We start from the raw sequence: 16445 nt of genomic DNA, 5'->3' as shown, positions 1-16445 counted from the left end.
CTCCTGCAGTCAGACGCCGCGTTTGTTGCCCCAGATCAGCACATGTAGCTGGGGTAGAATGCGAGGCGCGAACCAACCGGCATTCAAAGTCTTGTCGATCAACCATTCCATACGGCTGGTGGCATTGTTCAAATCAACCGGGCTGGCCGGATCGGCTTCCGGGTTACCGGGTTGAAGATACAGCGGAAGGTCCGGATACCGGTCAGCTACGCTGCGTGCCCAGTTAAAATCCATGTCGTCAAAGATCACGATCTTGAGGACAGTTTGCGCGGGGCGCACGTTGAGGCAGGCGCCAAACGCCGTCCAATCCATATTCTCACCACTGCTGGGGGGGTTCGGGCTGAGAACAAGCATAGCAAGGTCGGAAAACCACGGCTTTGCGATTGACCCTTGGGTTTCGCATACAAAGGCATAGCCTTCCGCTTTGCCCTGCCAGATCAGCGGGCCAAAATCCTGAATGGCGGGATTTCCGCCAGACAGAGACACGGTCAGTGGCCGCCCGCCTGACAAACGCTGAACCTCAGACCAGACGGCCTGCGTTTCCATTGCTGCCCAATCGTGGCGATAGGCGCTGTCGACCGCATGGAGGCTGTCGCACCAGCTGCACTGGAAATCGCACCCGCCCGAGCGTACAAATACCGTCGGCTGACCGATCAGCGCGCCTTCGCCCTGTACCGTGGGGCCAAATATTTCGGATATTCTAAGGGTCGTGGGCGATACTCGGCCCATGTCTTGGGCGTCTCGGACACTTTCACCGCAGCGGTTTCGGGCCAGCGGGCCGCGCACCAGTCAAAGAAATGCCGCGCAAGGTTCTCTGCGGTCGATACGACGTTCAGCACATTGTTCAGATGCCGGTGGTCGAATTCATCGTCGATATAGGTCTTAAGCGGTTTCAGCTCGTGGTAATCCCGCACGAACCCATCCGCGTTCAACTCACGCTGGGCCAATTCGACCACGACGACATAGTTGTGACCGTGCATCCGGGCACACTGATGATCTTCGGGCAGGTGGGTCAGCTGGTGCGAGGCGGAAAAGTGGAACTCTTTGTTGATCCGGTACATCAGGCCTGTGCCCTCGCGATGGTCGACTTCCAGAATTCGGCGTCTTCGTATTGCGTTGGGTCCGGCACACCGGCCAGATCAAACGCCTCGCGCCGTTCAACGCATGTTCCGCAACGGCCACAATGCACGTCGCCGCCCTTGTAACAGGACCACGTCTGATCGAACGGGGTATCCACGCGCGCGCCTTCGCGGACAATATCGGCTTTGCTGCGGTGCACGAATGGCACATGCAGCGCCACATCCGCGTAGCCGTCCAACGCGGCGCGCTGCATGGTGTCAAACGCATCTGTGAATGCCGGACGACAATCGGGATAGATGAAATGGTCGCCGCCATGCACAGCTGTCGCGACTGCGTTGTCACCCTGCGCTGCTGCCACGCCATAAGCGATGGTCAGCATGATCGCATTGCGGTTGGGGACAACCGTGACCTTCATCGTTTCTTCCGCGTAATGCCCGTCAGGCACGTCCACATCGTCGGTCAAGGCCGAGCCTGTTAGCGACGCGCCGACAGAACGCAAGTCAATCACGTGATGAGGCACGCTCAGCCGCTCTGAACAGAGGGCCGCGAAAGTCAGCTCTTTGGTGTGGCGCTGGCCATAGTCGAAAGACACAAGCCGTGACAGGTTTCCTTCCGCGGCCAGCACATGCGCAAGCGACACGGAATCCAGTCCGCCGGAGCAGACCAATGTAGTTTTCATGTTTTCAGTCCTTGTTTTGATAACCGGGTAGGCTGCGACCGGCGGGCGGGACGCTTCCGGTCTTTTTCCGGTAAGCGCAATGCACGAATTGGTGGAATCGAACGGCCGTTGTGCCTCCTAAGGATCGGGGAAGCGCGGCGGCAAAAGCCCGGCCTGAAACCAACTGACCAATGTCACGATGGAAAAGACGGGCAATCCTGTGGCGCGCTGAATATCTGCCGCGTAAGGGCACATGTTCGTGCATTCCAGAACAATTGAGCCGAGGTCAGGGTTTTGAGACTGCAACGCGAGCGCTGCATCGACGTTGTCTGCACGCGCCTTGTCGACCTCCAGGCTAAGTTCGTTCCCCAGTATCGCGCGTGTGAATTCGCGCCCGCCTTCGGTGGTGCCGATGGGTGTACCGTCCGGAACCTGAGCGCTTTGCAGGTGATCTTTGGTCAGTGTGGATGCCGATATGGTCAGAATTCCGGCGCGCTTCCCGGCGGGAAGAACTCGATTTACCATCTGCACCTGCATCAAAGATGAGGTCACAACCGGAACTGGCACAGCCTCGGATAGCTCTTTCTGAAACAGGGACAGAAACCCGCAATTGGTGGTAATGCCATCCGCGCCGTCCTTGACCAGTTCTCGCGCGGCATCAATGAACGCGTCCAACATGCCCTCAGCCCGGTGCCGAACGACCAGGTCCGGCGAGGCATTCCGAACAATGCGATAGAGCACCGGAAAAGGCCATGTCAGCGCATTTCCCATATCACCGGGGATGCGTGGGAATTGGGCGTCCAGCATCAGTATGCCCACCGACGCTCCGTAAATGGATTTTCCACCTTGGGCGATCATCCGTGCGCCTCCTCGATAATGCGGGCCGAGATGTCTTCGGACCCTTCCATGTAGATGCTGGATATCCCGTGGCGCACGGCGTCCTGCACCTGATCCATACGCTTCGAAATATGGGCACCCAGTACGCGCGCGGCCTCGTCCGCGTCGCGATCCAGCAAGGCCTGCATGACCCGTTTATGTTCATCTTTCGAGCGTTGAACCCGATCCAAGCTCATGGAAACCCAGCGGATGTATCGGATGCGTTCGTTGATACGGGTCAGGGTTTGCACCAGCTCGTTGTTGCCAGACAGTTTGGCGATGCCCAGATGAAAGGCCTCGTCCCTGCTGACGGCTTCTTCGACGGTCAGGCCGGTGATGTCGATGCCGGTGGCGTAAAGCTCATTGCGAAGTGATTGAAGGTCTGCGTCTGACGCTTTTTTGCAGGCACTGCGCGCGGCAGCAGATTCGATGATTTGGCGCAATTCGAACAGATCAAACACGCTCTGGGCGTCGAGCGGGCGGCAGAAAAACCCCTGACCGGGGCGAAAGTCGAATAAGCGCTCCGCCACCAATCGGTTTAGAGCTTCGCGCAGCGGGGTTCGGCTGACACCCAATTCTTTCGATAGTGCCACTTCATTCAATCGATCACCCGGCCGCAGGCGAAACGAGACGGCCATCGCCTTTACCTGTTCATAGATGTCGTCAACGCGTGGACCCGCCATAAGTACTGCCTTTTTCGTTTTACAAGGCGTGCCACAGGTCGTTCTTGAAATCAATATACAAAACTGTATACAGCTCTGTGTGCAGTTCAGAATCAAGGGAACCAAGCCATGACAGGGACGAACTATCTGACGGGAGCCGAAGCAATGGTGCGCATGCTGGAAGCGCATGGCGTGAAGCACATGTTCGGCCTGTGTGGGGATACAACGCTGCCCTTCTATGACGCATTGGCGCGGATGGATCATGGTATTCAGCACATTCTGACCCGTGATGAACGTCACGCGGCCTATATGGCGGATGGATACGCGCGCGTTACTGGCAAGCCGGGCGTCTGCGAAGGCCCGTCCGGAGGCGGGGCGACCTACATACTGCCGGGTGTGGTTGAGGCCAGCGAAAGCTCGGTTCCTATTTTGGCGATTACCTCTGATGTGGCGACGACAAGTCGGGGAAAATACCCGTTGACTGAGTTGGATCAGGCCGCGCTGTTCAAGCCGTTGGCAAAGTGGAATGCGTCTCTGGACGACGCCTCGCATTTGCCTGCGATGGTGCGGGCTGCGTTTCGTGCAATGACGACCGGAACGCCAGGCGCCACACATCTGGCGCTGCCCTTTGATACGCAGAAAGGTCCGGTGGACGCAGCTGAGGTTTGGGCAGATGCACGCCACCGCAGCTATCCCGCTGAACGGGCTGGACCGGATCTGGATGCCATTGAAGCGGCCGCGGATATCCTGGCCAAAGCCAAATCAGCAGTCATCGTTTGCGGCGGCGGGCCGGTTCTGTCCGGGGCCGAAGAGGCATTGCACCGTGTTGCCACCCTGTTGGATATCCCAGTTGCCACAACAGTTTCCGGTCAGGGTTCCATTGCCGAAACGGATCCGCTGGCCTTGGGCGTCGTTGGCTCGAACGGTGGTGTTCCGGCCACGCGCGCCATTGTGGATCAGGCCGATGTGGTCATATTTGTCGGATGCCGCGCGGGGTCGGTCACGACCGAACGCTGGCGCAGCCCCGGGCGGGATCCCACCATCATCCATATAGACAGCGACCCTATGGTGATCGGCGCAAATTATCAGACCGAAGTCGCCATTTGTGCCGATGCCCGGTTGGCGCTTGAGGCTTTGGCGCGGTCGCTGGAGACGCGGCACGATCTGCCAGGTTTTGGTGGAGCGGCCCAAGCCCGTGCCGCTTGGGAAGCCAAGCTGGCCGCGTTCGCTCCGCTTGCGGCCAGTCGCGACACCCCGATCCGGCCCGAAGCGGTAATGGCGGCTCTTGCAGACATCCTGGACGATGATGCGATTGTTGTCGCTGATCCGGGCACCCCGTGCCCTTACTTCAGCGCCCATTACCGCTGGCGCAAACCGGGGCGGCATTTTATCACCAATCGGGCACATGGCGCGTTGGGGTATTCGCTTGGTGCGGCCATGGGCGCCCATGTAGGTCGGCCATCGGTCAAGACATTGTCGGTTATGGGGGATGGATCGTTTGGCTTCACTTGCGGTGAGTTTGAAACGATGGTGCGGCACAAAATGCCGATTACCTCGATCGTATTCTCGAACTCGGTCTTTGGTTGGATCAAAGCAGGTCAGGATGCAGGCTTTGGGCAGCGTTACTACAACGTCGATTTCAATCGGACCGATCACGCCGCCGTTGCTTCGGCGTTTGGGGTCAAGTCGTGGATAGTGAAAGACCCGGACGATCTGCACAAAGTGTTGAAACAGGCTGTCGAGCATGATGGCCCGACACTGGTCGACATCCACTCACAACAACTTCACGAAGCTGCAGCACCGGTGTCGGAATGGGTGGCGTAAGACGCGATGGACGGGGTCAGTTGGGCAAGAAACTCCTGCGCAATCATTGATAAAGGGCGTCCTTTTGCGGTGATTATCGCAAGATCAAGAGTGACGGCTGGTGTGAAAGGGCGGGTCTGATATCCGCCCTCTTCATCGAATGTCACTGTGAACGGATCAATCATCGCCACGCCCATGCCCTGTTTGACAAAGCTCAGCAGGTTTTCCGACAAGTGCGTGTGAATTCGCGTCTGCCATGTACGCTCTGCAGTCTGAAAAATGTCGCGGGTCCTACGATGGGTTTGGTGCTCGGGGCCCATGACGATGAACGGCTCATTCTCCAACAGCTCAGGTGTCAGAACGTCATGGGCCGCCAAATGGCTACCCTCGGGGAACGTAGCCATCGTTTCAAAATGGAAGACCTGATAGTTCAGCGTATCGTGGAGTATTGGCATCTCGACGATGCCGATCTCGAACAAGCCCGAGGTTACCCACTCCTGTATTTTCGAAGAATACTGGGACTGGAAGCTGACGGATAGATTGGGGCGTGACTTGGCAAAACGGGCAATCTCCCGCGGCATGAAGCCAAACGACAATAAATGGGGTGCCGCGACCTGCAACTGCCCGGGATGTTTGTTCTGAAGATCCGACACGGCCTGCGCGACGTGATCCAGCCCGCGGACCACGGTATCGACCTCTCGATACAAAAGCTCGGCCTCTGGCGTCGGCAAAAGACGTCCTTTGTTGCGTTCGAACAAGGGCAACCGGGCCTCGCGTTCCAGCTGGGCCAACAGATTGCTGATACCCGGTTGCGAGATTCCCAGAACCGACGCGGCCCCGGTTACGGTGCCTGTTTCCATGATGGCGTGAAACGCCTGCAACTGACGAAAGCGCAGAGACATAGCTTAACCTATCATTTCTTATGATGGACTTATGAAAACATAGTATTTGAAATGATACGCAGGTCAAGGCAGGCTTCCACCTACCGTTGGGGAGGACGAATGGTCGATCTGTCACAAAAAATCATCGGCTACGACCTGTGGCACCTTGAACTGCCCGTCACATCCCGCCGGGACCACGGCATTGGATCTGTCGAAGGCGTGTGCGAGGTCGTTGTCCTTCGCCTGACGTCCGAGGATGGTAGCCACGGATATGGCGAAGCCTCGCCCTGGTCCGTATTCACCGGAACGCCAGAGGCGACATACGCCGCCCTGAATCGCTACCTCCGTCCGTTGGTGTTGGGGGCCAAGGTTGCCGACAGGGCTGCGATCATGGCGCAGGCTGCATATGCGGTGGCGCATTGCACCGAGGCTAAAGCGGCGTTGGAAGCAGCATTGCTTGACTTGACGGGTAGGATCAGCGCCGTTCCGGTTTGGGCCTTGTTGGGAGGGAAATGCCGCGACGCGATCCCGCTAAGCTGCTCTATCGCTAATCCCGATTTTGCGCAGGATATAGATCTTCTGGCCCGTTTGCAGGACGACGGTGTACGGATCGTGAAGTTGAAGACTGGGTTCAAGGACCATGCCTTTGATATCATGCGGCTCGAGCATCTGGCGCAACATTTTCCGCAGTTCTCCGTGCGGGTGGATTACAATCAAGGCCTGTCAATCGATGACGCACCAGCGCAGGTACGGGACGTGGCATCGTTCAATCCCGATTTCATCGAACAACCGGTACGCGCACATCACTACGGCATGATGGCGAAGCTACGGCAAATGACGGATGTGCCGCTACTGGCCGATGAAAGCGTTTTTGGCCCCGAGGATATGGAACGGGCTGCGCGTGAGGGTATCTGCGACGGTGTGTCGATCAAAATCATGAAATCCGGAGGTCTGGTGCGCGGGCAAACAGTCGCTCACATGGCCGCCGCACACGGCCTGAGTGCTTATGGCGGAGATATGTTCGAGGCAGGTCTGGCGCATCTGGCAGGCACTCACATGATCGCCGCCACACCGGAAATCACGCTGGGCTGCGAGTTTTATCAGGCCGCTTATTTCTTGGCAGAGGACATTCTTGAGGAGCCTTTCGAGGTGAAAAGGGGCCAGGTCATAGTCCCTGACACACCGGGTCTTGGAGGGAAGCCGGACGAGGCAAAGCTGAACCACTATGCTGTTTCCAAAGCGGTGGCGGCATGAGCGAGAAAAAGACCATTGCCATTATCGGTGCTGGTATCGTTGGTGTCTCGACCGCCGTCTGGCTGCAACGTGACGGACATGATGTCATCCTGATCGACAAGGCCGGCCCCGGAGAGGGCACCTCGCATGGCAATGGGGGTGTGCTGGCCTCTTGCTCGATTATTCCGGTCACGGTGCCGGGGCTTTTGAAAAAAGCGCCCAGGATGCTGTTTGACCCGTCGCAGCCTTTGTTCATGAAATGGGGCTATGTACCCAAGCTGTTGCCGTGGTTGACGCGCTATCTTAAACACGCAAACGCAGATGACGTCGAACGTATCGCGACCGCACTAACCCCCATAGTCGGAGACAGCCTGAACGATCATCAGGCCCTGGCTCAGGGTACGGCGGCCGAGAAATGGATTGTGCCATCCGACTACCTGTTCCTCTACGAAAACCGCCAGCATTTCAAAGGCGACGCCTTTGGTTGGGGTGTTCGGCGCAAGCTCGGTTTCAAATGGGAAGAACTAGAGGGGGCCGCATTCCACGCCTACGACCCGATCTACAGCAAAGACATCGGGTTTGCTGCCAAGCTTTCTGATCACGGACACATCACCGATCCTGGGCGGTACGTGAAAGACCTCGCCGCACATGTCGAGGCCAACGGCGGCAGGGTCATCCGTGCTGCTGTTGAAGATGTCGTACACGATAACGGCAAGGTCACCGGCGTGCGGACCGCTGGTGAGACAATTGCTTGTGACACTACCATTGTCACTGCGGGCGTCTGGTCCGGGCCTTTGGCCAGCAAATTGGGCGTTTCTGTTCCTCTGGAGACAGAACGTGGTTATCATCTTGAATTGGTGGAACCTTCCGCGATGCCAAAAAGTCCGGTTATGGTTGCTTCGGGCAAGTTCGTCGCCACGCCGATGGATGGCCGCATTCGGCTGGCCGGGATTGTCGAATTCGGCGGGCTGGACGCGCCGCCTTCGAGGGCGCCGTTCGAACTGATGCGCAAGAATGCCCGGGCGGCCTTTCCGGGCGTGACATGGAAGGACGAAGTAGAATGGATGGGGCACCGGCCCGCACCGGCAGACTCGATCCCGATAATCGGCGAAGTGCCGGGAATTGACGGAGCATTTATGGGGTTTGGCCACCATCATATCGGTCTGACAGGCGGGCCAAAAACAGGACGTCTGCTCGCGCAGATGATCGCGGGCAGGACCCCAAACGCAGACATGAGCGTCTATGCGCCGTCTCGCTACGCGACTTAAGAAATGTCCGGTAACACATGCCGGCAAAACAAAATTAAACAGGGAGAAAAAGATGAAGATATTGACAAGCCTTCTGGCGGCAACCGCTTTGACAGCCGCAGCAACCGCACCGGCGATGGCCGAGAAATGGGATATGCCCATGGCGTATTCGGCATCGAACTTCCACTCGGCCACGGGTGCCGAATTTGCCAAATGCGTGACCACAGGCACCGGGGGCGAGGTTGAAATCGTCACGCATCCGTCCGGGTCGCTGTTCAAAGGCGCCGACATCAAACGTGCCATTCAGACCGGTCAAGCACCGATTGGCGAGCGTCTGTTGTCCGGTCACCAGAATGAAAACGCGCTGTTTGGGTTCGACTCAATCCCATTCCTGGCAACGTCATTCGATGACAGCGCCAAGCTTTGGGAGGCCGCAAGACCTTCGATTGAAAATCTGCTGGCAGAACAGAACCTGACGTTGCTTTATGCCGTGCCATGGCCGCCGCAAGGACTGTACTTTAAAGACGAGGTGAACTCGGTCGCCGATATGGAAGGCATCAAGTTCCGGTCTTACAACAATGCCACGTCGCGTTTGGCGGAACTGACCGGCATGCTGCCTGTGACAATCGAAGCCGCTGAAATCAGCCAGGCCTTTGCCACTGGTGTCGCGGACTCGATGGTGTCGTCGGGTTCGACCGGGTATGACCGCAAAGTATGGGAAAGCCTGAATTATTTCTACGAAGTGGACGCGTGGCTGCCACGCAACTACGTCATGGTCAACTCAGACATCTGGGCTGGTGTTTCTGATGCCAACAAGAACGTCATCAAGGGCTGTGCAGAGCTTGCTGAATATGCCGGCAATTGGCGCGCCAAGGAATACACCGGATTTACCCTGCAAGGTTTGCGTGATGGAGGCATGACAGTCGGTCCGGCGTCCGAGCAGATGACCAACGAGTTGAAAGAGATCGGTGTCACCATGACCAATGAGTGGCTTGAGGCCGCAGGCGACGAAGGCAAGGCCATCGTCGATGCGTTCAATTCGTCTCAGTAATTGGCCAAAGATGGGCGGCGGATCAACCCGCTGCCCGTTTCCATAAAATAACTAATAATGGGGACAGCATGGCGGCACTTCGAGGGCTCAGGTCCGTATTGGATTTCATTTATCAGGCAGCAGGGGTTCTGGCTGCACTTAGCCTGATTGCTATTTTGGTGCTGATCGTTGTGCAAATGCTGGCCCGCTGGACCGGAGAGGTTTTCCCGGGCGCGCCCGACTATGCGGGCTATGCCATGGCTGCCGCGTCCTTTCTGGCCTTTGCCAATGCGCTGAACCGAGGCAGCCACATTCGTGTGTCGATCCTGCTGAATGCAGTCCCTGACCGGCTTCGCCGCATCCTTGAAATATGGTGCTTCACAGTTGGTGCGGCGGTGATGTGGTACTTTTGCTGGTACGCCTACCGCTTTGTCTACTGGAGCTGGAAATTCAACGATGTCAGCCAGGGACAGGATAAAACCGCGCTTTGGATTCCGCAGTCAACAATGCTGATTGGCGCAGTCATCCTTGCAATCGCCCTGACCGATCATCTGATCCACGTCGTATTTAAGGGCGATCACCGCATCGTCCGTGATCTGGCCGATCAGAGCCACGGGGAGTGAGAGCATGGAAAACGTATCAGTCATCATCCTCTTCCTCTTTGTCCTTTTCACTCTGCTTGGGACCGGTGTCTGGGTTGGCCTTGCCCTTATGGGCGTCGCGTGGGTCGGGATGGAGCTTTTCACGACACGCCCTGTCGGAGACGTGATGATCACGACCATCTGGTCGGCCTCATCGTCATGGACACTAACCGCGCTGCCGATGTTCATCTGGATGGGCGAAATCCTGTATCGAACGCGATTATCCGAGGACATGTTCAAAGGTCTGTCGCCGTGGATGGCACCTTTGCCCGGTGGATTGGTGCACACCAATATCGTGGGATGCACAGTCTTTGCCGCCGTATCCGGATCGTCGGCGGCAACACTGACGACGGTTGGCAAGATGTCGATCCCTGAACTGCGTAAGCGCAATTACCCCGAACGAATGATCATCGGAACACTGACCGGCGCGGCGACACTGGGTCTGATGATCCCACCATCGCTGACGCTGATCGTGTATGGCGTGACCATCAATGAATCGATCACCAAGCTGTTCTTTGCAGGCATCCTGCCCGGATTGGTGCTTGCGACGATGTTCATGGGATACGTCGCAATTTATTCGAAGTTCGGGAAAGACTGGAACCCAAACAGGGAGAACAAACTGAGCTTTTCTGAAAAGCTCAGGAACTCACGCTTCTTGTTGCCTGTAATCTTGCTGATCATGGTGGTGATCGGGTCGATGTATCTGGGCTATGCCACCGCGACCGAAGCTGCAGCGTTTGGCGTAATCGGTGGTCTGTTGCTGGCCGCAGGGCAGGGGTCGCTGACCTGGAAGACGTTTACCGAAAGCCTGATGGGCGCCACCCGGACCAGTGCGATGATCGCTCTGATCCTGGCAGGGGCCGCGTTCCTGTCTTTGTCCATGGGATTTACGGGCCTGCCGCGCGGTCTGGCTGACCTGATCGCCGGGTGGGAGCTGACGCGGTTTGAGCTTTTGATGGTCCTGCTGGTCTTCTACATCATTCTGGGCTGTTTTCTTGACGGCATTTCCTCGGTTGTTTTGACCATGGCCGTGGTGGAACCGATGATCCGGGATGCAGGTATCGATTTGATCTGGTTCGGTATCTTTATCGTGGTTGTCGTTGAAATGGCGCAGATCACACCACCGATCGGCTTCAACCTGTTCGTGATGCAAGGCATGACGAACCATGAGATGAGCTATATCGCCCGCGCGGCAATTCCGATGTTTCTGATCATGGTGGTGATGGTCTTCGTCTTGATCTGGTTCCCGGAACTGGCCACATGGCTGCCGGAAAACCTTAGGCAAAGCCCGGGCGGGTAGGGGGCATTGAACCCACTTCATCTGGCGGCGCGTAACGGTCCTTATGTTCTGGTCGCAGGGCTGGCCGCCGGATTGCTGCTGCCCGCGCTGGCCGAGCCGATGCGGGCAGTATTGCCGCCGCTTGTCGCACTACTGCTGTTTCTGACGGTCCTTAGAATTGAGCCTGCTTTGTTGTTGGGGTCCTTGGTCGATTTACGCCAGGTGGCAAACACAGTGATCGCGTTCCAGTTGGTTTTACCGCTACTAGTTGTGACTATTGGCATAATCGGTGGATGGACCGGTACGCCGGTCTTTTTGTCTCTGCTGATCATGGCCGCGGCTCCGTCCATCTCGGGAAGTGCCAACATGTGCCTGATGATGGGACATCCGGCAGAACACGCCATGCGCCTGATGGTGATAGGGACCGCCGTATTGCCGTTGACCGTGTTTCCCATATTCGTTCTGATGCCCGAGCTGGGCGACTTTCAATCCGTTCTGATCGCCGTCTTGCGCCTGTTTTTGACAATTTCGGGGGCGACTGTTGCAGCCGTGTTGTTGCGCCTCGCATTTCTGAGACACCCTTCCCAAGCGACGCTAAAAAATCTGGAAGGGTTGGCAACAATCACACTCGCCGTATTTGTGATCGGCTTGATGCCGTCAGTGACCTCGACAGCTCTTGTTGACCCCGGTCTTGCAATTTTTTGGGTCGGGATCGCATGTCTGGCCAATTTCGGCGCGCAACTGGCGATGTTTTTTCTGACACGCAATCGAGTGGCTGCCGACAAAGGCACCGCTTTATCCATTGTCGCCGGAAACCGGAATGTCGCGATTTTTCTGATTGCGTTACCACCCGAGGTGACATCGCCACTTTTGGTGTTCATCGGGGCCTATCAGATCCCGATGTACCTGACCCCCATTGTAATGCGCCTTTTTTACCATGCCTCGGGCAGGTTGGGGTAAAGCGGGCGCGGCAACATTCGCCGCGCCCCCTATTTTACTAGAAATGCACAGAACGGGCAGTACCGGGAACTTCCATCGGTGGTGCAAATTTGGTCAGGTCGATGCCTTCGACCGCAACCTTATATTCCTCCAGCGTCGGCGTACGACCCAGAATGGCTGACAGAACAACAACCGGAGTTGAACCCAGAAGGGATTCACCCTTCTTTGTCTCACTGTCCGCTACAACACGGCCTTGGAACAGACGGGTGGACGTGGCCAGAACGGTGTCGCCTTTGGCAGCTTTTTCCTGGTTGCCCATGCAAAGGTTACAGCCCGGGCGTTCAAGATAGAGGATATTCTCGTACTCGGTCCGAGCGGTTTGCTTGGGGAACAGGTCATCGAATTCAAAGCCTGAATACTTCTGCAGAATTGCCCAATCACCTTCTTCTTTCAGCTCATCAACGATGTTGTACGTCGGTGCAGCAACAACAAGCGGGGCCTTGAACTCGACTTTGCCATACTCGTCTTCGAGATTGCGCAACATCTGGGCCACGATCTTGATGTCACCCTTGTGCACCATGCAGGAGCCCACAAAGCCCAGATCAACCTTCTTTTCGGCCGCATAATATGAGATCGGGCGGATCGTGTCGTGAGTATAGCGCTTAGACACGTCGGCATTGTTCACATCGGGGTCGGCGATCATCGGTTCGACGATCTGATCCAGATCCACAACGACTTCGGCAAAGTACTTGGCGTTGTCATCAGGGCGCAGGGCCGGTTTTTCACCCGAGCGAATTTCGGCGATACGTTTGTCGGCGATGTCGATCAGGCCCTGCAGCATTTGAACATCGTTGTCCATGCCCTTCTCGATCATGATCTTGATCCGCGACTTGGCGATTTCCAGCGATTCAATCAGCGTATCGTCGTTCGAGATACAGATCGACGCCTTGGCCTTCATCTCGGCCGTCCAGTCGGTGAAGGTAAAGGCCTGATCCGCCAGCAGCGTGCCGATATGCACTTCGATGATGCGACCCTGGAATACGTTGTCGCCGTGTTGCGCCAGCATCTGCGCCTGCGTCGCGTGCACCACGTCGCGGAAATCCATGTGCGGTGCCATTTCGCCCTTGAACGTCACCTTGACGGATTCCGGGATAGGCATTGTCGCCTCACCCGTGGCCAGCGCCAGCGCAACCGTGCCCGAGTCCGCGCCAAAGGCCACGCCTTTGGACATCCGCGTATGGCTGTCGCCGCCGATGATGATGGCCCAGTCATCCACGGTGATGTCGTTGAGCACCTTGTGAATGACGTCCGTCATCGCGTGGTACACGTCCTTGGGATCACGCGCAGTAATCAGGCCGAATTTGTGCATGAACGCCATCAGGCGCGGCGTGTTGGCTTGCGCCTTGAGGTCCCAGACCGAAGCTGTGTGACAGCCGGACTGATAGGCACCATCGACACTGGGTGACAGGACGGTGGCAGCCATAGCCTCAAGCTCCTGGCTGGTCATCAGACCGGTGGTGTCCTGAGAGCCCACGATATTGACTTTGGCGCGCACGTCAGAGCCGGCATGTAACACTTTGCCCGGGGTCGCTCCGCGCGCATTTGCATTAAAGATCTTTTCGACAGCCGTTAGCCCCTGACCTTCATGGCTGACTTCCTTCGCAGGGGCGAAGGCCGACTTCAGTTCGATGCCCAACGTCTCACATGCAAATGTCTGCAGTTTCTTGCCAAAGACGATGGCATAAGAGCCGCCGGCTTTCATGAACTCCATCTTTTGCGGGGTGAATGAGCCGGCCATGTCGACCAGTTCTTCACTGCCATCCGCGCTATAGAGCTTTTTCTTTTTCGTGTTGATGGTCAGCACGTTGCCGGTCTCAACCGAATAGCGCTGTTCCAGAATCGGGTTGCCATCGTTGTTGAGGATCGCCTTGCCATCCTCGTCCACTTTCTTGACCCAGTTCTTCAGGTCGACACCGATACCACCGGTGACTCCCACGGTTGTCAGAAAGATGGGCGAAATGCCGTTTGTGCCGGCCACGACAGGTGCAAAATTGACGAAAGGTACGTACGGGCTGGCTTGCTTGCCGGTCCAAAGCGCCACGTTGTTGACCCCCGACATCCGCGACGAACCAACGCCCATAGTGCCTTTTTCCGCAACCAGCATCACGCGCTTGTCGGGGTGCTGCAACTTCAACGCTTCAATCTCTTTTTGTGCGGCCTCGGAAATCAGGCATTTGCCATGCAGCTCGCGGTCGGAACGCGAATGCGCCTGATTGCCTGGCGACAGAAGGTCAGTGGAGATGTCACCCTCGGCTGCAATATATGTGACAACTTGGATTTCTTCGTCCACGTCGGGCAGCTTGGTGAAAAATTCGGCTTTGGAGTAGCTCTCAAGGAGATCCGCAGCGATCTTGTTGCCCGCCTCATAAGCGGCTTTCAGGCGGTCTGTGTCAGCCTCGTACAGGAATACCTGAGTTTTCAGAACCTCACCCGCCTGAACCGCTGTGTCCTGCTTGTCGCCCAATGCAACATCCAAAAGCACGTCAACCGACGGTCCGCCCTTCATGTGGGACAGAAGTTCGAACGCGCATTCTGGCGAGATTTCCTCAACAGTTACCTCGCCGACGATGATGGACTTCAGGAACGTTGCCTTCGCACCCGCAGCACTGGTTGTGCCGGGCAACGTGTTGTAAATCAGGTGGTGCAGCGAATCTGCGCGATGCGGATGACCAGTATCCTTGATTTGTTCGATGATTTCCTCGACCAGCGCACCATCGTCGATGGGTTTCGGGCTAAGCCCTTGTTCTTTGCGCGTTTCAATTTCATCCAAGTAGTCTGAATACTGGCTCATGGCTGTTTCCGCTTTGTGTGAGTCTGCTGCTGTTGAGAGGCGTGGGGCAACCCGCTTGATCGTATTTGTATGCACCGGTATACAATTGTCGCCCAGGTTTCAAGGTACCGCTTTGGAAATTTACCGGTTTTGTTTCATCACTGTACCCAGTTCAATTTCTGAATGCCGGGCGAAACCTTCTTCAAGACGATTAGAGCTGGCAGGAGAAATAGCCTATCCGCGGATAGCACTTAAAACAAAGCTTTGTGGCTAATTCGGACACAGCAAGAAGCTCTTTTCTATAGAGGATCGAAAACAAATAATCGCCGCAAGAACGTGGAAAACTAACTCAAATATGAATCCAACTTCGACAGCACCTGGCACTTTTTGGGGATTGCAACTTGATCCCATGTAAGGATTGGAATAGCTTGTTCCGTGCCTCAGTTGCATGCGCAAATAACAAGAAGGCTTAAATGTGAGGGAGGTCTCTTTCCCGGTCGATGACTTTCCCGTTGACCATGATCGGTCTTGGTTCGCAAGCAGCGATCATGCGAGCTAACTCTTCCCCATTAATTCAACTGTTGTGTCCTTAGCAGGCTCTCCTTATTCAATTGTGAAACCTGGCGGGAAGCAAATATACTTTTTCTTTCATGCCCGGTTCATAGTGGCACGCAATGTCCGAAGGTCTTTGCGTGCCGTGCTTTTGCTAGACGTGCCTACTAACCATCGAAGTCTTGATGGGCCTTCCAGCATTGTTTTTTCATGTGCCATTCAACGTACTCATCCTCCTTGTCCTGCACGACTTAATCCCCCCAAAAAGCCCAAAGTGGTCTTTAAGTTGGGCAACGTTTGCAGCCATTGAGCCAGAACAAGTTTCTGGATTTTTTCGCCAAATTGGGTCGCACACTGATTAACCAGCCAAGCTATTGTCGGACGGGTAAGTATCTCTGGTTTGGCAAGTATTTGGACTAAATTTCCGTGTGCCGCGACTGCCTCCTTTTGCAGCTTTGTACCATGGTACTTCCGAAGCGTCTTTCCGTCTTCAATCCGGCAGATTGGTGTTGTTGAACAGACCTATTATCGCTGGAAGAAAAAGTACGGCGGAATGGGCGCGGATTAATTGAAGGAACTCAAGCGCCTTCAAAAAGAGAATGAGCGTCTTCGTAGGGCCGTCTCGGATCTTACCCTGGACAAACTGATCCTGACGGAGGCGGCCAAGGGAAACTACTGAGCCCCGCCCGTCGCCGTGCCTGCATCAACCATGTGCGCCACAAACTGCGTGTCTC

14 protein-coding genes and 1 pseudogene are annotated in these 16445 nt (G+C 56.2%); 8 read left to right on the top strand and 7 right to left on the bottom strand.

The window, feature by feature from the left end; translation table 11 throughout:
* Window positions 1–9: 9 nt before the first annotated feature.
* From queE to RUA4292_RS04950, 5 genes are all read right to left on the bottom strand, one after another.
* Window positions 10–729: a 7-carboxy-7-deazaguanine synthase QueE gene (gene queE, locus RUA4292_RS04970; protein ID WP_058276598.1), complete on the bottom strand. Its 720-nt coding sequence runs from the start codon at window positions 727–729 to the stop codon at window positions 10–12.
* Window positions 654–1061, bottom strand: coding sequence for a 6-carboxytetrahydropterin synthase QueD (gene queD, locus RUA4292_RS04965; protein ID WP_058276597.1), 408 nt, complete (start codon window positions 1059–1061; stop codon window positions 654–656). Before queD ends, queE begins: the two co-directional genes overlap by 76 nt.
* Window positions 1061–1759 (bottom strand): 7-cyano-7-deazaguanine synthase QueC, encoded by a 699-nt coding sequence (gene queC / locus RUA4292_RS04960; protein WP_058276596.1) that lies wholly within the window; start codon window positions 1757–1759, stop codon window positions 1061–1063. The genes queD and queC overlap by 1 nt, the downstream gene beginning before the upstream one ends.
* Before the next feature lie 117 nt (window positions 1760–1876).
* Window positions 1877–2596 carry an aspartate/glutamate racemase family protein gene (locus RUA4292_RS04955; RefSeq protein WP_058276595.1) on the bottom strand — a complete coding sequence of 240 codons (720 nt, stop codon included), beginning with the start codon at window positions 2594–2596 and terminating at the stop codon, window positions 1877–1879.
* The gene (locus tag RUA4292_RS04950) at window positions 2593–3297 is read right to left on the bottom strand and encodes a GntR family transcriptional regulator (RefSeq protein ID WP_058276594.1); all 705 of its coding nucleotides are present in this window, start codon (window positions 3295–3297) and stop codon (window positions 2593–2595) included. Before RUA4292_RS04950 ends, RUA4292_RS04955 begins: the two co-directional genes overlap by 4 nt.
* A 108-nt stretch (window positions 3298–3405) precedes the next feature.
* Between RUA4292_RS04950 and RUA4292_RS04945 the strand changes: the two genes are divergently transcribed.
* Window positions 3406–5100 (top strand): thiamine pyrophosphate-binding protein, encoded by a 1695-nt coding sequence (locus RUA4292_RS04945; protein ID WP_058276593.1) that lies wholly within the window; start codon window positions 3406–3408, stop codon window positions 5098–5100.
* Here the strand turns inward: RUA4292_RS04945 and RUA4292_RS04940 are convergent.
* The gene (locus RUA4292_RS04940) at window positions 5061–5981 is read right to left on the bottom strand and encodes a LysR family transcriptional regulator (RefSeq protein ID WP_058276592.1); all 921 of its coding nucleotides are present in this window, start codon (window positions 5979–5981) and stop codon (window positions 5061–5063) included. The two genes, RUA4292_RS04945 and RUA4292_RS04940, sit on opposite strands and share 40 nt — an antisense overlap.
* 99 nt (window positions 5982–6080) lie before the next feature.
* Here RUA4292_RS04940 and RUA4292_RS04935 point away from each other — a divergent pair, with 99 nt between their 5' ends.
* The 6 genes from RUA4292_RS04935 to RUA4292_RS04910 all read left to right on the top strand — a co-directional run bounded on the left by RUA4292_RS04935 (window position 6081) and on the right by RUA4292_RS04910 (window position 12350).
* A complete protein-coding gene (locus RUA4292_RS04935; RefSeq protein ID WP_058276591.1) occupies window positions 6081–7214 on the top strand; it encodes an enolase C-terminal domain-like protein in 1134 nt (377 codons plus the stop codon).
* Complete coding sequence (locus tag RUA4292_RS04930) at window positions 7211–8461, top strand: NAD(P)/FAD-dependent oxidoreductase (protein ID WP_058276590.1); 1251 nt, start codon at window positions 7211–7213, stop codon at window positions 8459–8461. Before RUA4292_RS04935 ends, RUA4292_RS04930 begins: the two co-directional genes overlap by 4 nt.
* Window positions 8462–8513: 52 nt before the next feature.
* The gene (locus tag RUA4292_RS04925; protein ID WP_058276589.1) at window positions 8514–9491 is read left to right on the top strand and encodes a TRAP transporter substrate-binding protein; all 978 of its coding nucleotides are present in this window, start codon (window positions 8514–8516) and stop codon (window positions 9489–9491) included.
* 68 nt (window positions 9492–9559) lie between these two features.
* A complete protein-coding gene (locus tag RUA4292_RS04920; RefSeq protein ID WP_058276588.1) occupies window positions 9560–10093 on the top strand; it encodes a TRAP transporter small permease in 534 nt (177 codons plus the stop codon).
* A 4-nt stretch (window positions 10094–10097) separates the two neighbouring features.
* Window positions 10098–11411 (top strand): TRAP transporter large permease, encoded by a 1314-nt coding sequence (locus tag RUA4292_RS04915; protein ID WP_058276587.1) that lies wholly within the window; start codon window positions 10098–10100, stop codon window positions 11409–11411.
* 6 nt (window positions 11412–11417) lie between these two features.
* Window positions 11418–12350 (top strand): hypothetical protein, encoded by a 933-nt coding sequence (locus RUA4292_RS04910; protein WP_058276586.1) that lies wholly within the window; start codon window positions 11418–11420, stop codon window positions 12348–12350.
* 37 nt (window positions 12351–12387) lie between these two features.
* On the opposite strand, the gene RUA4292_RS04905 is transcribed toward RUA4292_RS04910, so the two are convergent.
* Window positions 12388–15180 (bottom strand): bifunctional aconitate hydratase 2/2-methylisocitrate dehydratase, encoded by a 2793-nt coding sequence (locus RUA4292_RS04905; RefSeq protein ID WP_058276585.1) that lies wholly within the window; start codon window positions 15178–15180, stop codon window positions 12388–12390.
* 1021 nt (window positions 15181–16201) lie between these two features.
* Here RUA4292_RS04905 and RUA4292_RS24405 point away from each other — a divergent pair.
* Window positions 16202–16445, top strand: a pseudogene (locus tag RUA4292_RS24405) (transposase); the annotation flags it as partial.

Origin of the sequence: Ruegeria atlantica (assembly GCF_001458195.1) — a bacterium.
Classification (GTDB): domain Bacteria; phylum Pseudomonadota; class Alphaproteobacteria; order Rhodobacterales; family Rhodobacteraceae; genus Ruegeria; species Ruegeria atlantica.
The sequence above is the reverse complement of the archived record's forward strand: the minus strand, read 5'-3'. Positions and strand labels throughout refer to the sequence as shown.